The organism is Hyphomicrobiales bacterium (assembly GCA_039989895.1).
Classification (GTDB): Bacteria; Pseudomonadota; Alphaproteobacteria; order Rhizobiales; family JACESI01; genus JACESI01.
In genome coordinates this window covers 244,704-266,965 of the sequence record JBDXGY010000006.1, presented here as the reverse complement: position 1 = coordinate 266,965, position 22,262 = coordinate 244,704, and the positions used below count along the sequence as shown (strand labels likewise).

Below are 22,262 nucleotides of genomic sequence, written 5' to 3'. Positions count from 1 at the left end.
GGATTTGCTAAAACATGGCTCCTTCTCCTGACAAAGATGCCCTCATCTTGTTTATGCCGTCGGGTAAACGCGGTCGTTTTCCTATTGGAACACCTGTGCTTGATGCCGCGCGTGATCTTGGCGTCTATGTGGAAAGTGTTTGCGGGGGGCGCGGCATTTGTGGCAAATGTCAGGTAAGCGTTGCCGAAGGGCATTTTGCCAAGCATGGCATTACCTCAAGCGTTGATAATCTATCCGCTTTTTCTGACACCGAAGCTCGTTATCGCTCTAAACGCGATCTTGCCAGCGATCGCCGTCTTTCCTGCTCATCTAAAGTCCAGGGTGACATCGTCATCGACATTCCACAAGCTGCCAGTGCCAACAATCAAATGGTGCGCAAGGCCGTGGATACACGCATTATTGAGCGCGACCTTGCAACAACACTGCATTATGTCGAAATCGAACAACCTGATATGCATAAGCCGCTGGGTGACGCTGATCGGTTGCTGCGTGCCTTGCAAAGCGATTGGGGTTTTGAAACTCTCACACTCGATTTTCATCTTTATAAAGATTTACAAAAGACACTGCGCAAGGGCAAATGGACCGCGACCGCTGCGGTGCACTCGGCCAATGGTATCAACACAGTGACCGCTCTATGGCCGGGCTATCATGAAGCTTTGTATGGGGTTGCCTGCGATATTGGCTCGACCACCATCGCCATGCATCTGTCTGATATGATGACAGGCGAAACGCTCGCTTCCGCCGGTGTTGCCAACCCGCAAATCCGGTTTGGCGAAGACCTGATGTCGCGCGTTTCTTATGTCATGATGAACCCAGGCGGAGAAGAAGCGCTGACCAAGAGTGTGCGCGAGGCCATCACAGGACTGATTGATGATATTTGCACACAGGCAGAGATCAGCCGCGAAGATATTCTCGAGGCGGTTTTTGTTGGCAATCCGATTATGCACCATTTGTTTTTGGGCCTTGATCCGACCGAGCTTGGCCAAGCGCCTTTTGCGCTCACAGTTTCAGATGCCCTCACCTTTCCTGCTCGGAATATCGATATTGCGCTCAATGAAGGCGCCCGGATTTATATGCTCCCCTGTATTGCAGGTCATGTTGGCGCAGATGCGGCAGCTGCAACACTTGCTGAGCGGCCTTATGAATCTGAAGAGATCACACTGCTTGTTGATATCGGCACCAACGCCGAGATTGTACTTGGTTCAAAGGCGCGCACGGTTGCAGCCTCTTCACCCACTGGTCCAGCTTTTGAAGGAGCTGAGATTTCATGCGGTCAACGCGCAGCACCCGGTGCGGTTGAGCGCATTCGCATTGATCCTGAAACATTGGAGCCGCGAGTGCGGGTCATCGGATCAGAAAGATGGTCCGATGAAGAAGGCTTTTACAATGAGATTAGTGAAACCGGCGTTACCGGCATTTGCGGCTCTGGCATTATCGAGACAATTGCTGAGATGTTTCTAGCTGGTGTGATTACAGAAGACGGTATCATTGACGGGGCAAAGGCCACAAAATCTGATCGTGTGATCGCCGACGGGCGCACCTTTTCTTATATCGCTTGGCGCGGTGAAGGTGGTAATCCTGATCTTGTGATTAAGCAAAATGATGTGCGCGCCATTCAACTGGCGAAAGCGGCACTTTATGCAGGCGTCAAATTGTTGATGGATAAACTCGGCATCACTCATGTGGATACGATCAAACTTGCAGGTGCTTTTGGTAATTTCATTGACCCCAAATATGCGATGGTTTTGGGGCTGATACCAGATTGTGAAATCGATCATGTTTCCGCTGTTGGAAATGCCGCAGGCACCGGTGCGCGTATGGCGCTTCTGAATAAGAGCTACAGGCAAGAGATCGAGAAAAAAGTACGTGAGATTGAGAAAATCGAAACCGCGCTTGAGGCTGATTTTCAGGCTCATTTTGTCAATGCCATGGCCTTACCAAACAAAACAGAGCCTTTTCCAAAACTCGCTAAGGCCGTGAAGCTTCCACCGAAGAAAATTGCAGGTGAAGGTGGCGAACGCTCTAATGGACGACGCAGAAGAAGAAGCCCACGATAGGCTTATCTAATCGCTAAGGGCCACGGTTCGGCGCGTTTTTCCAAAATATGAAATTCACCACCAACCGCAAGGCTGCCCTCGCCGCGCGGCACCAAATTGACACCGAATAAAACGCCGCGAATGTTTTTATCAGCGGAGCGCCGGATTTGAGTGAGCGCACGGATAGGCTGAGCGTCATTTGAACCAACGCCCGTTTTTTGGTCGCGCGTTGTCACCACGCAGCGGGTGCAAGGTTTTACAACATCAAAAATCACGCCGCCTATTTGAACAACCGACCATCTATCCTCATCCCATGCGCTCTCGCCATCCACCACAGCATTAGGTCGAAAACGCTGCATGGGAACTGGTGCAGCACCTGAGGTTTCAATGTGAGCATTGAGCGCTTCAAGTGAAGCCTGTGTCGTCAATAAAATGGGAAAGCCGTCAGCAAAACTCACTGGCTTGCTGGCACCAGCATAGTCTGCATTGGCGAGCCGCATCGCCTTTTCATCCATATAGGCAAGTTTGGCTCGACGACCTAGGGCTGTGCTGATGGTGGCATTTGCATTATCATCGGCGATTGCTGCATTAACACGGTCATCCCAAACTTGAACATCGGCACGCGTGATGCCATCGGGAGTCCTTACATCAAAGCGCGAACCATAGGATGAGCTGATGGAGATGCCATCGACGGTATGTTGAACGGATATGGTCGCAAGTTCCGCCACTTCGCGCTGTGTGATAAAGCGATTATCATCATCAACAATCATCCATCGTCGATCGTCTTTGAGACCGCGCAGCTCCACATCGACCTCATCATGCGAAAGCCCGCGCGTGCCTTTAATCGGGTAGGTATGGAGCGTGGTGAGTTTCATTCACAAGCTTTAAGTCGTCACGGGCCTTCTATCAAGCTGCTTCAGTTGAAGCGGAATCTGTGTGCATAATTCAGACGACTTAGCTCAGCCGCTGATTGGCACTATCACACGCCCTCACTAATAGTTGTATCAAGTTCATTTTGAACGTGATCACTCGTTCTTACTTAAAGTTCATAAGGACAACCTAAATATACTAGAGGTGTAAAACATATGGCTTGTTGTGATTGTGATGATGGAGCGGAATCAGAAAGCGCTCGTTTATTAATGACCGTGGTAATGACCGGAATTGTGGCTATCGCAACCTGGGAATTATGGGGTCGTCATATGGCGCCACACATTTATGGTCATGAATTATCAGCCGCCAGTTTTATTCAAGCCCTGTTTGGCATACAAAACAAACTTACGGCCGAAGCCGTTTACTTTATCATCGCCATTCCATTTGTATCATTATTATATCTGTTTGTATGGCAACCGCTTTTAAGCACAACTTTGTTCATGAAACACTGGGTTTTATCGGGAACCAGTTACGGGGTTGCGCTCTTTGTTATGGCCAAGGCTTTAATATCCTTCATCATGACTATACCTTCCTATGAAACCTTGTTTATCCCTTCAGATTCAGGTTGGTTGATTGGCGCCCTTGCGGCAGGCTTTATGACAGCAGGGTTTGTTCGTCTGCGTGATCTTGGGAGACAAATTATTTAAGGCTCAAGCACTATTCTTTCGCTTCTCGCTTGGACATATCCAAACACACCTTATATGTCTGGTAGATAATCTATCGGACGAGATGAATGCCAATACTCTTAATTTTAGGTCTGCTCTTACTAGCCGCCGTTATTTTTGGCCCTCAGTTTTGGGTCAAAAGGGTTATACAAAAACACGCGGTTCACAGGGATGACCTGCAAGGCACAGGCGGCGAGCTGGCGCACCATTTGATTGAGCATTTCGAGCTTAACAGTGTTGGTGTGGAAATGACCGATCAGGGTGACCATTATGACCCAGCAACACGAACCGTCCGACTCAGCGACCAAAACTTCAACGGCAAATCGCTAAGCGCCGTTGCCATTGCCGCCCATGAAGTAGGCCATGCGATACAACATATGAACGGTGAGCGACTTTTAGCGCTTCGCCAATCAATGGCAAAATTCGTTATGTGGACAGATAGAATTGCGGTCGTCTTCTTTTCTCTCGCCCCACTTTTGGGTGTGATATCGCGCGCCCCTGCCATTTTTTTACTTTTAGCTGTGATGGGTTTTTTATTCATTGGAGCACGTGTGGCAGTGCAGCTTATCACTCTACCAGTAGAATTTGACGCAAGCTTCAAGAAGGCCTTGCCAATTTTGGAGCAAGGCGGATATCTAAAAAGTGAAGACATGCCTGCCGCCCGCTCTGTTTTAAAAGCAGCTGCAATGACCTATGTTGCAGCAGCTCTTATGAGCTTGATCGATGTAATAAGATTTGCCCGCTTTGGCCGATGAAGAGAAGAAAATGACAGAATTACCTAAAACACTTTCAGGTGTTCAGACTGGAACCTTGCCGGTAGAAGATGTTTTTAGCGTCTCAGGTCTTGAGTTCTTTCAAGGCATGATTGCTGGAAAATATCCACCGCCCCCCATCGCAGGCACAGCACCGATGGATTTTGTCAGTGTGGAAGAAGGAAAAATCACCCTTGTTTCGCGGCCTGATGCGACATTTTATAACCCGATTGGCACCATTCACGGTGGTTATGCCGCGACCGTTTTAGACACAGCGCTTGGCTGTGTAGTACATTCCACCTTAAAAGCAGGCGAAGCTTATACGACGATGGAAATCAAAATCGTCTATCACAGGGCGATCTTGCCAAAGCTAGGTGAACTGCGCTGTGAGGGCATCGTCATATCACGCGGGCGACGGGCGGCGGCGTCAGAGGCAAAGTTATATGATAGTGCTGGCAAGCTTCTGGCAAGCGGAACATCTACCTGCATGATTATGCCAGCCCCAAAACCCGCTTAAATTGCGGGTGGCTTAACACCCGCTGCAACACAGGCCGCTTTGAGCGTATTCGCCATGAGCATGGCAATTGTCATCGGCCCGACACCGCCTGGCACAGGTGTAATAGCGCCTGCATTTTGGCAAGCTTCTTCATAGGCAACATCACCAACAAGTCGGGTTTTGCCTTCGCCTTTTTCAGGCGCGTCGATGCGATTGATACCGACATCAATAACAGTCGCGCCCTTTTTAACCCAGTCACCACGGATCATTTCAGGGCGGCCAACAGCGGCTACCAGAATATCAGCGGCAGCGCATACGGCAGGCAAATCTTTGGTGCGGCTATGTGCGACCGTTACCGTTGCATTGGCCTGAAGCAAAAGATTTGCCATTGGTTTGCCAACGATGTTTGAGCGGCCAACAACCACAGCATTAAGGCCGGAGAGATCAGCGCCCCTTGCTTCGCGCAGAAGTACCATGGATCCTGCTGGTGTGCATGGCACAAGTGCTGCCTCAGTTTCACCTGTTCCCAATTTGCCCACATTGATAAAATGAAATCCATCGACGTCTTTTTCAGGCGCGATTGTCTGAATCACTTTGCCATCGTCAATATGATCTGGCACGGGCAATTGCACTAATATGCCATGAATGCTGTCGTCGTTGTTGAGCTGGTTCACCATCGCTAAAAGATCAGCTTCACTCGTCTCGGCTGGCAATTTGTGCGTTATTGACTTGAAACCACATTCCTCAGCGCGCAGACCTTTGTTGCGTACATAAACCTGACTGGCTGGATCTTCGCCAACAATTACAACAGCAATACCTGGGGTCACGCCAGTTTCAGCAATCAGGGCTTTTGTGCCTGCTTTTACCTTTTCCACCACTACCGCGCCGGTTTTTTTACCATCAATAATCATCAACTCATGCTCTGACATAACTTAAACTCCAGAAAACAACTCTTTGTGGTACCTTTAAATCTTAAAGTTGCTTCCCATAGGAAACCAACTTTGTATAGAGCCAATCCAATATTCCGTCGCTATAATCTTATATTTGCGCTCTATAAGTTGACATTATTTATTTAGGATTTGGGATACAAACATTGATGATAGGGAGGGATCATACATGATCGAGATATGGGGTAGACGTTCATCATCTAATGTACAGGCCGTTATGTGGTGTCTTGCGGAATTAAATCTTGAAGTCAATCGCAAGGACGCTGGATATATTTATGGCGTGGTGGATACACCGGAATATCTGGACATGAACCCCAATGGCACCATTCCAACAATCCGCGATGGCGACAATACTCCCCTGTGGGAGAGCGGTGCTATATTACGTTACCTTTCGAATACTTATGCTCCAAAAATATTTTGGCCACACGACCCAGTCGCAAGGGCAAGAGTTGATCAGTGGGCAGAATGGGCAAAAATAAATTTTGCTGGCAAATTCACAGCACCCATATTTCAAAAACTCGTTCGTACTGCCCCTTCAAAACGTAATTATTCTGAGATTGAAGCTGCCATATTGGTCGTTGATAAATATCTAGATATTGCTGAGCTGCAACTCACGCAAAACCAATATTTGGCAGGCGACGACCTAACACTCGCCGACATTCAGTTCGGTCATTGCCTGTATCGATATTTTGATATTGATATCAAACGACCTGAACGAAACAACTTGAAACGTTACTACGAAAATCTTTGTGCACGGCCTGCCTATAATGAAAACGTCGTCATATCTTATGATGAATTACGTATTTTTGATTAGAGCTAATAATAATCTAACCCTGATCCTAGGTAAGTAGTTTGTGATCGCATTTGATGGAGTTTGTCGTGTAAATTAATATATAACTATATTCTCACAACGATTTTTTGTTAGAAACAATTGTATAATAACTCAATGCGTGATTGCTAGTTTAGGATATTAGTTACAATGAGAACCCATAGTGGACAGCCTGTTCATTTATCAGAATATCAGGCGCCAGCTTTCACCATCGCTGATCTGCATCTCGACATACGGCTCGACCCCGAAGAAACTGTGGTGATTGCCACAATGAACATCGAACGTGTTTCAAATGAAGGCCAAGAACCAGATGCACCGCTGGTCTTGGTTGGCGATGAACTTAAGCTTGATTTTGTAAGCATCAATAAACGTGATCTCTCCCTTCGCGCGTATCAAGCAACACCTGAAGAGCTGGTCATCCCTAAGGTGCCTGAGGGACGTTTTGAACTTCAAATCACAACCCGTATTAACCCCACCACTAATACCAAATTAATGGGTCTTTATCTGACCAACTGCATCTATTGCACCCAATGCGAGGCAGAAGGGTTTCGACGGATCACTTATTTCCTCGATCGGCCTGATGTCCTTACCCGTTACACAACTCGTATCGAGGGCACACGGCGCGAGACCGAGGTTCTGCTTGCCAATGGCAATTTGATCGAAAGCGCCCGCATTGAAGGCACTGACCGCCACTATGCAATTTGGGAAGACCCACACCCTAAACCATCTTATTTGTTCGCGCTGGTTGCAGGAAAACTGGCTCATATCTCCGATACATTCACAACCATGAATGGACGAGAGGTTGACCTGCGCATTTATGTTGAACCGGGTAAAGAGCATCTTTGTGACTGGTCGATGACTGCGCTGAAAAAGTGCATGAAATGGGATGAAGAGGTATTCGGGCGCGAATATGATCTGGACATTTTCATGATTGTCGCTGTCAGTGATTTCAACATGGGGGCCATGGAAAACAAAGGGCTCAACGTCTTCAACGACAAATATGTTCTTGCTGACACTGCGAGCGCGAGCGATCAGGATTATGCAAATATTGAAGCCATTATTGCGCATGAATATTTTCATAACTGGACCGGCAATCGCATCACATGCCGCGATTGGTTTCAGCTTTGCTTAAAAGAAGGCCTAACCGTTTTCCGCGATCAGGAATTCACATCCGATATGCGCTCACGTTCCGTCAAACGGATCAGCGATGTACGCATGTTACGCGCGCGCCAGTTCCCTGAGGATGGCGGCCCCCTCGCCCATCCGGTGCGCCCTGAGGTCTATCACGAGATCAACAATTTCTACACGGCCACGGTCTATGAAAAAGGGGCAGAGCTGATCCGGATGATTAAGACTATCTGTGGTGAGGATGCCTTTGCCAAAGGTCTTGATATTTATTTTGATCGCCATGACGGTGATGCCGCGACAATCGAAGATTTTCTGAAAGCCATGGAAGATGGGGCTGGCGTTGATCTTGGCCAATTCAAGCTGTGGTACAAACAAGCTGGAACGCCGCAGGTTCTTGTCGAATCAAAATATGACGATACCGCTGGCACCTTAACACTTGAGTTCAGCCAAACCACACTACCGACACCTGGTCAGAATGTGAAAAAGCCATTGCATATTCCCGTGCGCTTTGGCCTTGTTGGAGCCAAGGGCGATGAGTTAAACTATAGCACCGCAACCGGCGCAGATGTGAGTGACAACATCATTCATCTACGCGATGCAAAACACACCGTTGTCTTTAACGGCCTTAATGAAGCGCCTACACCTTCTTTGCTAAGAGACTTTTCTTCACCGGTCAGACTTGACCTTCCTTTGAGTGAAGAAGAGCTCATTCATCTCATCACCCATGACAGCGACAACTTTAACCGCTGGCAAGCGATGCAAACAATCGCTATGCGCGTTTTGCTGAACAAAATTGATTGTCTGAGCAATGGCTGTAAAACAGATGATAAATATGACTGCTTTTTCCATGGCGTTGAGAACACCCTTAAAGATGAAACGCTTGAACCTGCTTTGCGTGCACAATTTTTAGCTTTTCCAAGTGAAACAGATATTGCACAGCATATTGGCGAAGATATAAACCCAGCCATTATTTACGAGGCTACCTTATGGTTGAAACAGGAACTGGCGACACGCGCCCATAGAACACTCGTCACCCTTTATGAAAAAAACCACGTCCACCAACCTTATGAACCAGACGGAGAACAGGTTGGGAAACGGGCGTTGAAAAATTTATGCCTTAGCATTTTGGCGACACAAACCAGCGACGGCGTGGGCTTTGCCAAACAGCAATATGAGGAAGCTAACAATCTAACCGACCGTTTGGCTGCTCTTTCAGCTCTTGTAAACTCTGGCAACGATGATGCAAAAGCTGAGCTAGCAGACTTTGACAAACGTTATCGCCTGAACCCTTTGGTGATGGACAAATGGTTTGCATTACAAGCCATGGCACCACGCGAAGAGACGTTGCCCAAAATCAAAGATCTGATGAAACACCCCATTTTCTCAATCACCAACCCAAATCGTATCCGCGCACTCATTGGTAGTTTCGCGTCCGCTAATCCAACACAATTCAATCGTCCTGATGGTGCTGGCTATCAATTTGTTTCTATGTTGGTGGTTGACCTCGACGCAGTGAATCCACAGGTAGCAGCTCGTCTTTTGACAAGCTTCTCCGCATGGAAACTATTGGAACCACACCGCAGACAAAGAGCCGAACGCGCTTTGAAACGCATTTCAAATTCTGCAGGCCTTTCCTCTGACGTGAGAGATATCGTGGACAGAACATTATCTTGAGACCTATAAGCGGATATTCGACCTTAATTACATCCGACAGATACTCATTTTAAATTTTTTTAAATTTTTGATTCATACCCCCTAGACAAGTCGATTCACATAGATTCAAATGGAAGTGATTCGGGTGGCTTGGGTCCCGATGAAGTTATAAAATAATAGTATAGTCTTTGGGGAATTTCATGGTGCAGGCAGTCAATGCCTTTGCAGCCATCAAGGGGTTTTTGCCTTTTTTTGGTAAAGCAAATCAAACAAAACAACAGGTAAATGGGCATGCGACTATTATCGCCAACCCAGCGTACCAGCGTCTGTTAAAAGCAGAGCCATTGTTCAGGAAATTTATTCCCTTTTCCATCATTACTTTTCTCATCTTAATCGGGTTGGCAAAAGGCATTCAAATTTCAGATAACCGCGAAGCTACACTTGTAACAGCGCAGGAAAATCTGACGCTGATTGCGACGCTGGTTGAAAAACAAATTGAAGCGAAAGCAGACTCATTCGAAAATGAACAAAAAGACAACCAGCTCATAGCGGCTCTTGCTGACTTCAAGCCACAAGGCGCAACAAAAGATGGACGTGTTTTATTAATTCTTGACACCAATGGCCGTGTGTTGGCTGAAGAACCAATATCCAAGGGTCATAAGGGCACTTATCTTGCCGATATACTAGAGCCAACAGGCCCACTTCTAACATTCGGCGAGCGAGCTGGAGTGATGTCCGTTGCAATGGTTGCAACGCAGGAACCAGCATTGGTCACTGTTCGTCAGCTAAATAATAAGCTTGGCTATATTGCTGTCTACCAACCCAAGGAAGCATTGCTTGCTCAATGGCGCGCTGACGTCAATCTCAATAGCGCAATTTTTCTTGGCACCGGCATTTTACTGATTTTAGTTCTTTATGCCTTTTTCACGCAAACATCGCGGGCAGACGAGGCCGATTTGATTTACCATCAAACTTACGCCCGTTTTGACACGGCACTGGAACGAGGCAAATGTGGTTTGTGGGATTGGGATGTTGGGCGTGGGCGTTTTTTTTGGTCCCCCTCAATGTTTGAAATATTAGGTTACACTCCTCGTCAGACACTCTTAGGCTTTGGAGAACTCACCGAACTTATTCATCCTAAAGATGTAGACTTGATTCAAACAGCTGAAGCAATCTTGTCTGAAGAATTATCGCAAGTTGATCTAAGTTACCGCATGCGCCATGCAGACGGTCACTGGGTATGGGTACGTGCACGCGGTGAAGTCGTTCCCTCAACATCAGGCGAGGCGCCTCATCTGGTCGGTATTTGTATAGATATATCTGACCAAATGCGCCTGAAAAAAGAAAATAAAACAGCCAATATTCGACTTCGTGAATCTATTGAATCTCTATCAGAAGCTTTTGTTTTATGGGATTCAAAAAACCGCCTTGTTGTTTGCAATAAGAAGTACCGTGAACTGAATGGTTTACCGTCTGAACTAGCCGTTTCGGGCACTCCATATGACGAAGTCATGTCAGCCGTCAAAACACCACATATCGCCTTCCAAAGCGAAGATACAATTAAAAACGAAAGTTTTGGACGGATATATGAAACAGAGCTTTCTGATGGCCGCTGGTTACAGATTGCTGAACATCGCACGGACGATAATGGCTACATGACGATTGGTACAGACATCACTCGCATTAAAAAGAACGAAGAAAAACTGCGACTGCGCGAACAGGAATTACAAGCAAGCGTAGAACATCTTGAGCGCTCACAGGCTGAATTACAAAACCTTGCGACCCTTTACGACACTCAACGCGCTATTGCGCAGAACGCCAATCATGCCAAGGCTGAATTCCTTGCCAATATATCACATGAATGGCGCACTCCACTAAATGCAATAATCGGATTTTCAGACGTCATGCGTCAGGGCGCATTTGGCCCCTTAGGAAGTGAGAAATACCTTGAGTATTGCAATGACATCAATGAAAGTGGCACCTATATGTTGTCTTTCATTAATGATGTGATTGATATGTCAGATATTGAAACTGGCCAATTTAAACTGGATCCAGAAGAGGTGGATGCTACAGAAATACTGAACAGTATTATTGCCGCCTCCTCAGCTGATGCAAAATCAGCTGGTGTGACCATAAAATACGATGCGACACAACCGCTCAATCTTGAAGCTGATCGCCGAGCACTCAAACAGATTTTCCAGAATTTGTTATCCAATTCCTTGAAATTCAATCACCATGGCGGCAGCGTTAATATCACCTGCCATCCCGTTGATGGGAAAATGGCTTTTTCAATTAGCGATACAGGCATTGGCATACCATCAAGCCTTATTGATCAACTGGGAACTCCGTTTAAACAGGTGCAAAGCCAGCACACCAAAAATCATACCGGCTCAGGCCTTGGTCTTTCTATTTCTAAATCTCTGGTAGAAATGCATGGCGGCGAATTGCTCATTCAATCACAGCATAACGAAGGCACACAAGTCACAGTAAAGATGCCCTTGCAGATGTTTGAAACCTTTCACTAGGACACATTACGATATATCGCCCCTCAAGTTATTGCGTCTTTAGCTAATTTAAAAATAGCTTAGCGCCTTTATCTGTTCGTCCATTGTAATAATGTCGGTACTTGGGTACAATTCAATCTAGTTTTATTTGGATGTAAATGATGCCAAGACCAAGAGGAAAAAGCGACCTTCTCACCAGTGTTGAACTTGAGTTCATGATGGTGCTATGGCGTATCGGTAAAGGCACAGTTCGTGATGTTCTTGAGATTCTGAACGAACAAGAAAAACGCGCCTATACTTCTGTTGCGACCATCCTCAAAGTGTTGGACGATAAAGGCTATATAAAATCCACCAAATTGGCCCGCACGATTGTCTATTCTCCGGTAATTGGCAAAGAAGAATACGAGCGTCGCACATTAAAGAGTATTTCCAACACCCTATTTGAAGGGGCACCAACTGCGATGGTTGCCCGTCTTGTTGATGATGAGGATATCACCGAAGAAACAATTCAACAAATAAGAGACATCATCGATACTCGGTTTGGGAGTTAAGTATGGGTGAATTGCTACAATATGTGATACTAGGAAATGCTACCCTTATAGCCGCATTCTTTTGTGCTTGGCTGATTGAGAAAACAGCAATTATGGTCAACCTTCGAACGGCTTACAGGCTGCGCTTGCATCTGGCTGTCGCAGCGCTATGTGCCGCAGCTCTTCCGATCATATTATCCCCCTTCACGCCGCTGTTGGCCTCTCTATTTTCAATCAATGGAACCGACCTTATTGTAACGCATTACTTAAAGGGCAACATAAATCTTTCGGCGACACAGGTATCAGATATTCTTTACGCAAAGGATGGCGCGATAGATGCCATATTCGGCGGGTCATCTCTCTTTTCCAAAATTGTCTTGTTGTTATTTGGCTTAGCTGCATTTTTGAGAGCTGGCTATATTGGCTTGAACATTTTGAAAATTCATAGCCTCATCAATAATTCTACCATCCGGTTTCAGACCCGACGCATAAGTGTCAGAATATCGCGCAACACGATAATTCCATTTTCTACTCGTGGTTTTTTTAAATACTACATTCTCATTCCAGAAAATCTTGTTACTGATCCACGTGCACTAAAAATAGCATTGGGCCATGAGATTCAGCACATACGTCAAGGTGATGTGGACTATGAAGTCCTACTTTCAATCGTATCTCCTTTGTTTGCACTCAATCCAGCATTCTGGTTTTTGTCTGATCGCATCCATCGTTTTAGAGAATATACCTGTGATGCTGCATTTCTAAATAAGGGAAGCGTTGCTGCGCGCGATTATTGCTTGTTGCTTTTGGATATAGCATCGCGGGCCGCACGCAATAAAGCGCACAAGAAAAGCCTTACCTATGCTACAAGCGTACCCTTCTACGGCCGGGACGGTATTTTCAATCGAAAAAACAAAAGCACTTTACGCAAACGGATCATCGCTCTAAGTCAAGGCTCGTCCTTCATCGATGATGGCTTCGGGAAATTTGTCAACATCGCGCCTGCGATCATTTTGTTCGTTATCATTGGGACAGGCGTTTTGATGGCGGCAAAGCCAACCGACTGGAGCCATGATCGCTTAATGCTCTCCACCGTTGTTAATCTAGAGCGTCTTGACCGCATTAACGGATTTGGTATTCCGCCACTTCGATAAGCAGAGGGATATCAAACTTTACGGAAGCAGAATATCGCCCAAGCAATCGCGAGACCAAGAGGTATCCACAAGGGCATTCCGAATATACCTAACCAGAGCAGGAAGATATAAGACGTCCCCAACAACGACAGAAACAACCTGTCTCCACGTGTCGTGGTTAATCGTAAAATACCGTTGCGCTCTGAGGTGCCTGGCCATTTGATTTCAATGAACGTGACGATGCCCATTGCAGAAAAAATACCTATAAAAATTAACGCAGTCGGCCAGGTCCATGCCATCCAACCCAACATTACACCCTCCCCATCGCGAAGCCCTTCGCGATATAGTTTCGAACAAAGTAGATGACGATTGCGCCAGGAATAATTGTCAGCGTGCCGGCAGCGGCGAGAAGCCCAAGTTCATAACCCGCACTAGACGCTGTCTTGGTCATCGTCGCCGCAATTGGCTTTGCTACCACTGCTGTCAGCGTTTTTGCGAGCAACAATTCCACCCAAGAATACATAAAGCAAAAGAAGGCAGCAACGCCCACACCCGCTTTGATTGTTGGCAAGAAGATTGTCAGGAAGAAGCGCGGGAATGAATAACCATCCACATAGGCTGTTTCATCCAGCTCTTTTGGAATACCCGACATAAATCCTTCCAAAATCCAAACGGCAAGCGGGATGTTGAATATACAATGCGCAAGGGCGACGGCTATATGGGTGTCAAAGAGGCCAACAGCGGAATAAAGCTGGAAGAATGGAAGCGCAAAGACCGCGATTGGTGCCATGCGGTTGGTCAACAACCAGAAGAACAATGTCTTGTCACCAAGGAAGCGATAGCGTGAGAAGGCATAGGCTGCTGGCAAAGCCACAATCAAAGATATGACCGTGTTTAAACTCACATAAATGATAGAATTTATGTAACCCCAATACCAAGTCGGATCAGTGAAGATCGTCTTATAAGCATCCAAGGTAAAGGTTTGCGGAAAGAGCGAAAAACTCTCCAAAATCTCATTTGTTGTTTTGAAGCTCATTGTTACCAGCCAATAGATCGGCAGCATCAAAAACAAGATATAGATAATAGGAACAATAGATCTTTTTTGCATGATTAGTGCTCCACTTCTTCGTAGTCATTGAGGTCGTCGCGGTTCATGAGGGTATAGAAGAGCCATGAGACCAGAAGGGTGATTGCAAAATAGATCAAGCTCATCGCTGCTGCTGGGCCAAGGTCAAACTGACCAAGTGCGATCTTTACCAAATCAATTGAGAGGAATGTGGTTGAGTTACCCGGACCACCACCCGTTAGAACGAACACTTCTGTATAGATATTGAAGGAGTCCATGAACCGTAACAAAATGGCGATCGTCAAAACGTTCTTCATCTTAGGCAATTGTATGAACCGGAACACGGACCAATTCGAAGCACCATCGATCTTGGCAGCTTGATAATAAGCGTCGGGTATCGACACCAATCCAGCATAAGCCAAGAGTACAACGAGTGACGTCCAATGCCAGACATCCATCGTAACAATCGTTACCCATGCGGCGACCGGGTCTTGGGTCATGTCATAGTTGATCCCAACCACATTGTTCAGGAAATAGCCCAACAGGCCAATTTCAGGCAGGGTAAAGATATTCCACATAGCTCCAACCACGTTCCACGGAATAAGCATAGGTAGAGACATCAAGATAAGACAAACAGAAACCCAAGGTCCTTTACGCGGCATCGAAAGCGCGATCGCGACACCAAGCGGGATTTCAATTGTCAATATGATGAAGGTGAAGAGAAACTGGCGGCCCAGTGCGCTGTGGAAGCGATCAGAATTGAGAATTTGTTGAAACCAAGTTAGCCCTTCCCAGAAGAAACGGTTATCACCAAAGGTCTCTTGTACCGAGTAATTAACCACGGTCATCATTGGTATCACTGCGTTGAATGCAACCAACAGCAACACCGGTAGGACAAAGAACCAAGCCTTTTGATTTTCAGTTTTCATTTGTTATCGTCCCCCTTCATAGCCAACCAACCATCCACATAAAGACGGGTATGGTCCGGCTGTAACGCGAGGCGGATGAGATCGCCTTGGTTTGGCAATTCACCTTCATGTATGGCAGCGATCCGATGGTCGCCTATCATAGCCTCAACAACGGCATGTCGGCCAACATCGGAGACTTTGCGGACACGTGCTTCTATTCCCGATTTTGAGAGCGACACAAATTCAGGGCGCACACCAACTTCCATCTTGCCGGACTTTGTTGTGTCTATATCGCCATCCGTTTCAAGAATATGACCGCTCAAACTAACTTTATCACCCATAACCTCACACGGCAGAACATTCATGCCCGGCGAGCCAATGAAGTGGCCAACAAAAGTGTGCGCGGGGCGCTCAAACAAGTCTACCGGTGTTCCTATTTGCACGACCTGTCCAAGATCCATCACAACCACTTCATCAGCGAATGTGAGCGCCTCTGTCTGGTCATGCGTCACATATATCATTGTGTGACGGATATTTTGATGCAGCTCTTTTAGCTTTGAACGGAGTTTCCATTTCAAATGTGGATCAATCACCGTTAGAGGCTCATCGAACATGACTGCATTCACATCCTCACGAACAAGTCCTCGCCCCATGGAGAGTTTTTGTTTGTTGTCAGGAGAAAGGCCTGCAGCCTTGCGTTTTAGCATGGTTGTTACTTCAAGCATTTCCGCAATATCCATAACCCGACGATCAACTATTTTCTCATCAACGCCGCGATTGCGCAAAGGAAAGGCCAAATTATCATAGACGCTCATGGTGTCGTAGATCACAGGAAACTGGAAAACCTGTGCTATGTTGCGCGACTCTGGCGGCAAATGCGTGACATCTTTTCCATCATATAAAATCTTACCCTCAGAAGGAGTGCGCAGACCTGATATGAGATTCAAGAGCGTGGTTTTTCCGCAGCCTGACGGTCCCAGCAATGCATAAGCCCCACCATCGTTCCAATCGAGATTAATCTCTTGAAGCGCATAGTCTTCCGGCCGCGTTGGATTTGGCATGTAGCTATGGCGGAGTTTTTCAAGTGTAATTTTTGCCATGATTAATTCCTAAGCCGCCCTTTTGCCATCAAGCGTAAAGAACAGACATTCTTCTGGATTGACATAGAAGGTGTGTTCTTCCCCGCTCTTATAAGGATGAACCCCATGCGCTAAAGACACCCAGCTATTATTTCCAAATTCAAAGTGAGCACTTGATTCAGATCCGCTTAATTCGGTGACCCCAATACGCCCTATCACAGGAATAATGGCGCCATGGTCTTTATAGGGAAGAATGTGGTGCGGCCTGATGGCGATTTGATAATCACCATCTGTCAAAGACTGAAATTTGGATGGAAGCTCCCATTCGAACTGATCAAGATGCACTTGAGCACCGCGCTTGCTAACTTTGGCATAATTGATCGGTGGATCAGAGAAAATCTGTGATGCAGAGAGCGTGATTGGATTTCGGTAAATGTGACTCGTTGGGCCGAATTGACGCACATAGCCATCATCCATGAGTGCCGTCTCACCACCAAGGAGAAGAGCTTCCTCAGGTTCTGATGTCGCATAGACAACAACAGCTCCACGGTTCGCGAAAAGTTCGGGCAATAGTTCGCGCAGTTCTTCGCGAAGTTTATAATCAAGGTTTGCCAGTGGTTCATCAAGGAGCACGGCTTTGGATTCTTTTGCGATCGCCCTAGCAAGTGCGGTGCGCTGTTGCTGGCCACCCGAAAGTTCGTGAGGACGGCGCTGCAGCATGGGCTTCATTTTGAGAATGTCAGCCGCCTCTTCAACCCGCCCTTCAATTTCTGATTTCGACATGCCTGCAACCCGTAATGGAGAGGCAATATTCTCGAAAACTGTCATGTGGGGATAGTTGATAAAAAACTGATGTACCAAGCTGATCTGTCTTTGTTGCGTGTTCAGTTTGGTAACGTCTACTCCATCTATTTTGATGGTGCCTGAACCAATTGGATCCAGTCCTGCGATGAGCTTGATTAAAGAGGTTTTCCCAGACCCGGTTTTACCCAACAAGACATTGAAGTGTCCTTTTTTCAAGGAGAAGCTGGTCTCTTTAATGTGCTTCTGCCCACCGACGACCTTGGTTATATTTTCGAGTTCAAGCATGATCTATAATCTTTTTTATGGCTGTGAATTAGCCCTTTAATGCTATGGCCATTCTCTCATGGCCTCCTGCAAAGGAGACTGCTGGGACAAAGGAGCCCCAGCAGAGTTATCAACGTGGTAGAAAACTAACAGCTCTTATTGAGCTGACCAGCGAGCTACAAGACCGTCGTAATCGACCGTTTCGCCTTGTGGTTTCTCGTTGTCGAGTTTTGCTTTCGCGCCACCTTTTCCAAGCCATTCAGACGGATCTTTAGGCTCATTAAGGCGAGGTCCACAACCACCGTATACTTGCGCTTTCTCATCAGCAGACTGCATACGTGCCATCGTGATATCCATCTCTTCTGCAAGACGGTTCATCGCTTCTTGTGGAGTGAAGGCACCGGAGTTCACATCACCGATTTGCTGCCACCAAATTTGAGCCAGCTTTGGATAATCAGGAACATTCACACCCGTTGGTGACCATGCAACGCGGTCTGGTGAGCGGTAGAATTCCACCAATCCACCAAGCTTAGGTGCACGCTCTGTGAAGCTTTCGTGGTTAACTGAGCTATCACGAATGAAAGTCAGACCAACGTGAGACTTCTTAACGTCGACTGTTTTAGAGACAACAAACTGAGCATAGAGCCATGCAGCTTGCGCACGATCTTCAGGTGTAGATTTCAAGAATGTCCATGAACCCACGTCCTGATAACCGACTTTTTGGCCTTTTTCCCAGTACGGACCATGCGGTGATGGAGCCATCCGCCATAGCGGTGTTCCGTCATCAGCAATCGTGTTGTTGCCTTCTGATTTAGGCGCAACCATCTGAGCCGTAAACGCTGTATACCAGAAAATTTGTTGGGCAACGTTACCTTGGCTCAAAGCCGGAAGTGACTGGTAAAAATCATAGGACGCAGAACCTGGAGGAGCGTAAGCTCGTAACCATTCATCCCATTTACGGATCGCGTAAACAGCAGCCGGGCCATTAGCAGCGCCCCCACGGGAAACTGATGCACCAGCTGGGTTACAGCTACCTGCTTCCATACGGATGCCCCATTCGTCAATTGGTACGCCGTTTGGCTCACCTTTTGAACCAGCACCAGCCATTGAAAGCCAAGCATCCGTCATACGCCAGCCAAGATCAGGAGCTCGCTTGCCGTAATCCATGTGACCATAAACACGCGTTCCACCAATTTCTTTCACATCATTGGTGAAGAAATCAGCGATATCTTCATAAGCAGACCAGTTCACTGGCACACCTAAATCATAGCCATATTTAGCTTTGAACGCTTCTTTATTTTTTGGATCGTCAAACCAGTCTTTGCGGAACCAGTAAAGATTCGCAAATTGCTGATCAGGAAGCTGATACAGCTTACCATCAGGACCGGTTGTGAACTGAGTACCCATAAAGTCTTCAAGGTCGAGGCCTGGGTTTGTTGTATTTGCCCAGTCAGATTTCATTTTGTCTGAAAGAACATAAGCAAGCTGAAGGCGTGAATGCGTACCGATGAGATCGGAGTCATTTACATAGGCATCATAGAGGTTCCGCTGAGTTTGCATCTGTGTTTGCACAGCCTGCACAACTTCACCTTCACCAAGGATTTGGTGATTGACTTTAATGCCAGTGATTTCTTCAAATGCTTTCGTTAGCACTTCGCTCTCATAAGAGTGAGTTGGAATGCCTTCGGAAAGGACGTTAATTTCCATGCCTTTATATGGCTCTGCAGCCTTGATGAACCAATCCATTTCTGAAATTTGTTCATCTTTGGTCAGTACAGATGGTTGAAATTCAGTTTCAACCCATTTTTTTGCTGCTTCTGCGTCGGCCCAAGCGGACTGCGAAGTAACAACGAGTGCGAGTGTCGCCACTGCACCAAGTAAGTGCTTGCGCATGTTTTCCTCCCTAAGTGTTTATTGTCAAATGCCTAAGTGTTATCGTCAAATGCCAGCCTCCACCGGCATTTTTTTAAGTTCATATGAAAAACACACTCTTGTCAACTATTAACTTAGTAAGAAGAAATATTTTTTAATAAATCAAATAAATCATTAAAAACAATGAGTTATTATTTATTTTGAGTCAATCTTTTTAACAATGAGAGTAAAAATATAGATTTTAGCCTAGACGAAACAGGCTTTATAATGTTCTTTATATAACGTTAGATGTTCAAATGAATAAAATGAAGTGCGATGCTGAACGAGCGACAAGAACATATTTTGGAACAACTCAAAGAGGTGGGCAGCGTCCAAGTCGATGCTATGGCTTCATCTTTTGACGTCACCACACAGACCATACGACGGGATCTCAGCGAATTATGCGACCGGGGTCTAGCTGCCCGCATACATGGAGGTGCCCGACGTCTCATCACCACATCCACCGTTGATTACGAAGAACGAAGACAGCTGGAAGTCAGTGCAAAAAATGGAATTGCAAGGCGCGCAGCAGAACTCATCCCCGATGGCTGCTCGGTCGCCATCAATATTGGCACAACCATCGAACAGGTGGCAGACGCCGTCAAATACCACAAAGATCTAACGGTCGTCACAAACAATATCAATGTGGTTCATATCCTGCGCACAGCACGATTGAAATCCTTAATCATCGTAGGAGGTGAAGTGCGGCCTTCCGACGGTGCTATTATTGGAAATGGCGCGATAGACGCGTTCCGCAACTACAAGGTTGATTTTGCGGTAATTGGTGCATCTTCACTCGATACCGATGGATCAATCCTTGATTTTGATCAGCGCGAAGTGGCCGTATCAAGGGCAATATTGGCCAATGCAAGAACGCGCATTCTGGTTTGCGATCGATCAAAGTTTAGCGTGTCTGCACCCCATCGAATTTGTAACGTCAATGAACTGGATTTCATAGTCACAGATACTCAGCCCCCTCTTGAGTTCGAAGCTGCTGCAAAGCATGCAAAAACCACACTTATAGTAACGGATGACGGCAATGAAACCGAGTAATTCGAAGCCGTATGATGTGTTTGTAATTGGTGGGGGCGTCAATGGCGCAGGAATTGCTCGTGACGCTGCCGGGCGTGGCTATTGCGTGGCTCTAGCAGAGATGAATGACTTTGCCTCAGCCACCTCATCATCCTCGACCAAACTCTTTCATGGTGGACTGCGTTATCTGGAATATTTTGAGTTTCGACTCGTGCGAGAAGCGCTGATTGAGCGTGAAATTCTACTCAAAGCAATGCCCCATATTTCTTGGCCTATGCGCTTTGTTCTACCCGTCTATCCGGACATGCGTTTTGAGAGCAACACGCCCACATCGCGCCTACTTTCATTCATCATGCCGTGGATGAAAGGACGTCGACCGCGCTGGTTGATTAGATTCGGTTTATTTCTCTACGACAATTTGGGTGGAAGAAAAATTCTGCCCAGAACGTCATCGCTCAAACTTAAATCCGCTGTTGAGGGCAAGCCTCTACAAAGCAGGTATGAACGTGCTTATGAGTATTCAGATTGCTGGATTGAAGACAGTCGCCTTACCCTTTTAAATATTAAAGATGCAGAAAAAAAAGGAGCGACAATTCTTGATAGAACGAAGGTTTCAGCAGCTGTACAAAGAAACGGACTGTGGGAGATCACGATGCGAAATACTGCTGGCATCACAACCACATGCCGATCTAAAATGATTGTGAATGCGAGCGGTCCATGGGTGGAGGATGTGATCCAAAATGTCGCGCATCTGGACACCAGTGATGGCGTGCGCCTTGTGCGTGGGAGCCATATTGTCACGAAGCGCTTATACGATCATGACAAGTGTTATTTTTTCCAAGGCACTGACGGCCGTATCATGTTTTCTATCCCCTATGAAGAAGATTATACGTTGATCGGCACCACCGATGTTGAGCATACCGACGTATCTGTGAGGCCTGAATGCAGCGATAGCGAAGCCGATTACATGATCAATTTCGTAAACAACTACTTCAAACAAAATATCACGCGCGATGATGTTGTTTGGACCTACTCAGGCGTTAGACCGCTTTACAATGATGGAGCAAGTTCCGCCACAGCGGCTACACGAGATTACGTTTTACGGCTAAACACGTCAGCGGGCGCGCCCGTGCTGAATATCTTTGGCGGAAAGATCACTACCTATCGCAAGCTGGCAGAAAGTGCCCTTGAAAAAATCGATGAGGCAATGACACAGAAAACTGAGCCATGGACAGCAGGCACGGCTTTACCGGGTGGAGACGTTGCAGTCGACGGGATTGAAAAATTACGAAAGGAACTGGCAATACAACTTCCGTTTTTAGACTCGTTTACAGTGCGACGCCTCATTCGGCAATATGGCACGCAGTGCGCTGAAATCTTTATGGAAATTAGCTCTATGGATGACCTTGGTGAACACTTTGGACATGGATTAACTTCACATGAAATAGATTGGGGCATTGCTAATGAATGGGTCCACTCGGCCGAAGACTTTCTGTGGCGCCGCTCCAAGATGGGGCTACGCCTTTCAAAAGAACAGGCTGGTATTTTGGATGCTTATATTAAGAAGAAAAATGAGACCGGTCGAGAGGCTGCCTAGG

At 46.6% G+C, this 22,262-nt stretch carries 19 protein-coding genes; 11 read left to right on the top strand and 8 right to left on the bottom strand.

Annotated features, from left to right (window positions below; genetic code table 11):
• The first annotated feature begins 14 nt into the window (after window positions 1-14).
• Window positions 15-2,057 (top strand): ASKHA domain-containing protein, encoded by a 2,043-nt coding sequence (locus ABJ081_07855; protein MEP6356581.1) that lies wholly within the window; start codon window positions 15-17, stop codon window positions 2,055-2,057.
• Window positions 2,058-2,059: 2 nt separating this feature from the next.
• Here ABJ081_07855 and ABJ081_07850 read toward each other — a convergent pair whose 3' ends face one another.
• Window positions 2,060-2,911 carry an MOSC N-terminal beta barrel domain-containing protein gene (locus ABJ081_07850; protein MEP6356580.1) on the bottom strand — a complete coding sequence of 284 codons (852 nt, stop codon included), beginning with the start codon at window positions 2,909-2,911 and terminating at the stop codon, window positions 2,060-2,062.
• A 276-nt stretch (window positions 2,912-3,187) separates the two neighbouring features.
• Between ABJ081_07850 and ABJ081_07845 the strand changes: the two genes are divergently transcribed.
• From ABJ081_07845 to ABJ081_07835, 3 genes are all read left to right on the top strand, one after another.
• Window positions 3,188-3,613 carry a hypothetical protein gene (locus ABJ081_07845; GenBank protein MEP6356579.1) on the top strand — a complete coding sequence of 142 codons (426 nt, stop codon included), beginning with the start codon at window positions 3,188-3,190 and terminating at the stop codon, window positions 3,611-3,613.
• A gap of 86 nt (window positions 3,614-3,699) precedes the next feature.
• The gene (locus tag ABJ081_07840; protein MEP6356578.1) at window positions 3,700-4,386 is read left to right on the top strand and encodes a zinc metallopeptidase; all 687 of its coding nucleotides are present in this window, start codon (window positions 3,700-3,702) and stop codon (window positions 4,384-4,386) included.
• Window positions 4,387-4,396: 10 nt separating this feature from the next.
• The gene (locus ABJ081_07835) at window positions 4,397-4,900 is read left to right on the top strand and encodes a PaaI family thioesterase (protein ID MEP6356577.1); all 504 of its coding nucleotides are present in this window, start codon (window positions 4,397-4,399) and stop codon (window positions 4,898-4,900) included.
• Here the strand turns inward: ABJ081_07835 and folD are convergent.
• The gene (gene folD / locus ABJ081_07830) at window positions 4,897-5,808 is read right to left on the bottom strand and encodes a bifunctional methylenetetrahydrofolate dehydrogenase/methenyltetrahydrofolate cyclohydrolase FolD (protein ID MEP6356576.1); all 912 of its coding nucleotides are present in this window, start codon (window positions 5,806-5,808) and stop codon (window positions 4,897-4,899) included. The two genes, ABJ081_07835 and folD, sit on opposite strands and share 4 nt — an antisense overlap.
• 187 nt (window positions 5,809-5,995) lie before the next feature.
• On the opposite strand from folD, the gene ABJ081_07825 reads away from it, so the two are divergent.
• The 5 genes from ABJ081_07825 to ABJ081_07805 all read left to right on the top strand — a co-directional run bounded on the left by ABJ081_07825 (window position 5,996) and on the right by ABJ081_07805 (window position 13,621).
• A complete protein-coding gene (locus ABJ081_07825; protein MEP6356575.1) occupies window positions 5,996-6,640 on the top strand; it encodes a glutathione S-transferase family protein in 645 nt (214 codons plus the stop codon).
• A gap of 165 nt (window positions 6,641-6,805) precedes the next feature.
• Window positions 6,806-9,457 (top strand): aminopeptidase N, encoded by a 2,652-nt coding sequence (gene pepN, locus ABJ081_07820; GenBank protein ID MEP6356574.1) that lies wholly within the window; start codon window positions 6,806-6,808, stop codon window positions 9,455-9,457.
• Between the two features lie 179 nt (window positions 9,458-9,636).
• Entirely contained in the window at window positions 9,637-11,961 is a 2,325-nt protein-coding gene (locus ABJ081_07815) for an ATP-binding protein (GenBank protein ID MEP6356573.1), read from the top strand.
• Window positions 11,962-12,098: 137 nt separating this feature from the next.
• Window positions 12,099-12,491 (top strand): BlaI/MecI/CopY family transcriptional regulator, encoded by a 393-nt coding sequence (locus tag ABJ081_07810; protein ID MEP6356572.1) that lies wholly within the window; start codon window positions 12,099-12,101, stop codon window positions 12,489-12,491.
• A 2-nt stretch (window positions 12,492-12,493) separates the two neighbouring features.
• Window positions 12,494-13,621, top strand: a complete 1,128-nt coding sequence (locus ABJ081_07805; GenBank protein ID MEP6356571.1) for a M56 family metallopeptidase — start codon at window positions 12,494-12,496, stop codon at window positions 13,619-13,621.
• 11 nt (window positions 13,622-13,632) lie between these two features.
• On the opposite strand, the gene ABJ081_07800 is transcribed toward ABJ081_07805, so the two are convergent.
• The 6 genes from ABJ081_07800 to ABJ081_07775 all read right to left on the bottom strand — a co-directional run bounded on the left by ABJ081_07800 (window position 13,633) and on the right by ABJ081_07775 (window position 19,614).
• Window positions 13,633-13,911, bottom strand: coding sequence for a DUF2160 domain-containing protein (locus ABJ081_07800; GenBank protein MEP6356570.1), 279 nt, complete (start codon window positions 13,909-13,911; stop codon window positions 13,633-13,635).
• Complete coding sequence (locus ABJ081_07795; protein MEP6356569.1) at window positions 13,911-14,708, bottom strand: carbohydrate ABC transporter permease; 798 nt, start codon at window positions 14,706-14,708, stop codon at window positions 13,911-13,913. The genes ABJ081_07800 and ABJ081_07795 overlap by 1 nt, the downstream gene beginning before the upstream one ends.
• 2 nt (window positions 14,709-14,710) lie before the next feature.
• Entirely contained in the window at window positions 14,711-15,595 is an 885-nt protein-coding gene (locus ABJ081_07790) for a sugar ABC transporter permease (GenBank protein MEP6356568.1), read from the bottom strand.
• Window positions 15,592-16,674, bottom strand: coding sequence for an ABC transporter ATP-binding protein (locus tag ABJ081_07785; GenBank protein ID MEP6356567.1), 1,083 nt, complete (start codon window positions 16,672-16,674; stop codon window positions 15,592-15,594). The genes ABJ081_07790 and ABJ081_07785 overlap by 4 nt, the downstream gene beginning before the upstream one ends.
• Window positions 16,675-16,683: 9 nt before the next feature.
• A complete protein-coding gene (locus ABJ081_07780; protein ID MEP6356566.1) occupies window positions 16,684-17,742 on the bottom strand; it encodes an ABC transporter ATP-binding protein in 1,059 nt (352 codons plus the stop codon).
• A 135-nt stretch (window positions 17,743-17,877) separates the two neighbouring features.
• Entirely contained in the window at window positions 17,878-19,614 is a 1,737-nt protein-coding gene (locus ABJ081_07775) for an ABC transporter substrate-binding protein (GenBank protein MEP6356565.1), read from the bottom strand.
• A gap of 294 nt (window positions 19,615-19,908) precedes the next feature.
• Between ABJ081_07775 and ABJ081_07770 the strand changes: the two genes are divergently transcribed.
• Both ABJ081_07770 and glpD read left to right on the top strand, forming a co-directional pair.
• A complete protein-coding gene (locus ABJ081_07770) occupies window positions 19,909-20,685 on the top strand; it encodes a DeoR/GlpR family DNA-binding transcription regulator (protein ID MEP6356564.1) in 777 nt (258 codons plus the stop codon).
• Complete coding sequence (gene glpD / locus ABJ081_07765; protein ID MEP6356563.1) at window positions 20,672-22,261, top strand: glycerol-3-phosphate dehydrogenase; 1,590 nt, start codon at window positions 20,672-20,674, stop codon at window positions 22,259-22,261. Before ABJ081_07770 ends, glpD begins: the two co-directional genes overlap by 14 nt.
• Window position 22,262: the final 1 nt, after the last annotated feature.

Excerpts from the sequence above, each read along its gene's own strand:
- ABJ081_07855 (MEP6356581.1), top strand. The coding sequence starts at position 15 with ATGGCTCCTTCTCCTGACAAAGATGCCCTCATCTTGTTTATGCCGTCG.
- ABJ081_07850 (MEP6356580.1), bottom strand. The coding sequence starts at position 2,911 with ATGAAACTCACCACGCTCCATACCTACCCGATTAAAGGCACGCGCGGG.
- ABJ081_07845 (MEP6356579.1), top strand. The coding sequence starts at position 3,188 with ATGACCGGAATTGTGGCTATCGCAACCTGGGAATTATGGGGTCGTCAT.
- ABJ081_07840 (MEP6356578.1), top strand. The coding sequence starts at position 3,700 with ATGCCAATACTCTTAATTTTAGGTCTGCTCTTACTAGCCGCCGTTATT.
- ABJ081_07835 (MEP6356577.1), top strand. The coding sequence starts at position 4,397 with ATGACAGAATTACCTAAAACACTTTCAGGTGTTCAGACTGGAACCTTG.
- folD (MEP6356576.1), bottom strand. The coding sequence starts at position 5,808 with ATGTCAGAGCATGAGTTGATGATTATTGATGGTAAAAAAACCGGCGCG.
- ABJ081_07825 (MEP6356575.1), top strand. The coding sequence starts at position 5,996 with ATGATCGAGATATGGGGTAGACGTTCATCATCTAATGTACAGGCCGTT.
- pepN (MEP6356574.1), top strand. The coding sequence starts at position 6,806 with ATGAGAACCCATAGTGGACAGCCTGTTCATTTATCAGAATATCAGGCG.
- ABJ081_07815 (MEP6356573.1), top strand. The coding sequence starts at position 9,637 with ATGGTGCAGGCAGTCAATGCCTTTGCAGCCATCAAGGGGTTTTTGCCT.
- ABJ081_07810 (MEP6356572.1), top strand. The coding sequence starts at position 12,099 with ATGATGCCAAGACCAAGAGGAAAAAGCGACCTTCTCACCAGTGTTGAA.
- ABJ081_07805 (MEP6356571.1), top strand. The coding sequence starts at position 12,494 with ATGGGTGAATTGCTACAATATGTGATACTAGGAAATGCTACCCTTATA.
- ABJ081_07800 (MEP6356570.1), bottom strand. The coding sequence starts at position 13,911 with ATGTTGGGTTGGATGGCATGGACCTGGCCGACTGCGTTAATTTTTATA.
- ABJ081_07795 (MEP6356569.1), bottom strand. The coding sequence starts at position 14,708 with ATGCAAAAAAGATCTATTGTTCCTATTATCTATATCTTGTTTTTGATG.
- ABJ081_07790 (MEP6356568.1), bottom strand. The coding sequence starts at position 15,595 with ATGAAAACTGAAAATCAAAAGGCTTGGTTCTTTGTCCTACCGGTGTTG.
- ABJ081_07785 (MEP6356567.1), bottom strand. The coding sequence starts at position 16,674 with ATGGCAAAAATTACACTTGAAAAACTCCGCCATAGCTACATGCCAAAT.
- ABJ081_07780 (MEP6356566.1), bottom strand. The coding sequence starts at position 17,742 with ATGCTTGAACTCGAAAATATAACCAAGGTCGTCGGTGGGCAGAAGCAC.
- ABJ081_07775 (MEP6356565.1), bottom strand. The coding sequence starts at position 19,614 with ATGCGCAAGCACTTACTTGGTGCAGTGGCGACACTCGCACTCGTTGTT.
- ABJ081_07770 (MEP6356564.1), top strand. The coding sequence starts at position 19,909 with ATGCTGAACGAGCGACAAGAACATATTTTGGAACAACTCAAAGAGGTG.
- glpD (MEP6356563.1), top strand. The coding sequence starts at position 20,672 with ATGAAACCGAGTAATTCGAAGCCGTATGATGTGTTTGTAATTGGTGGG.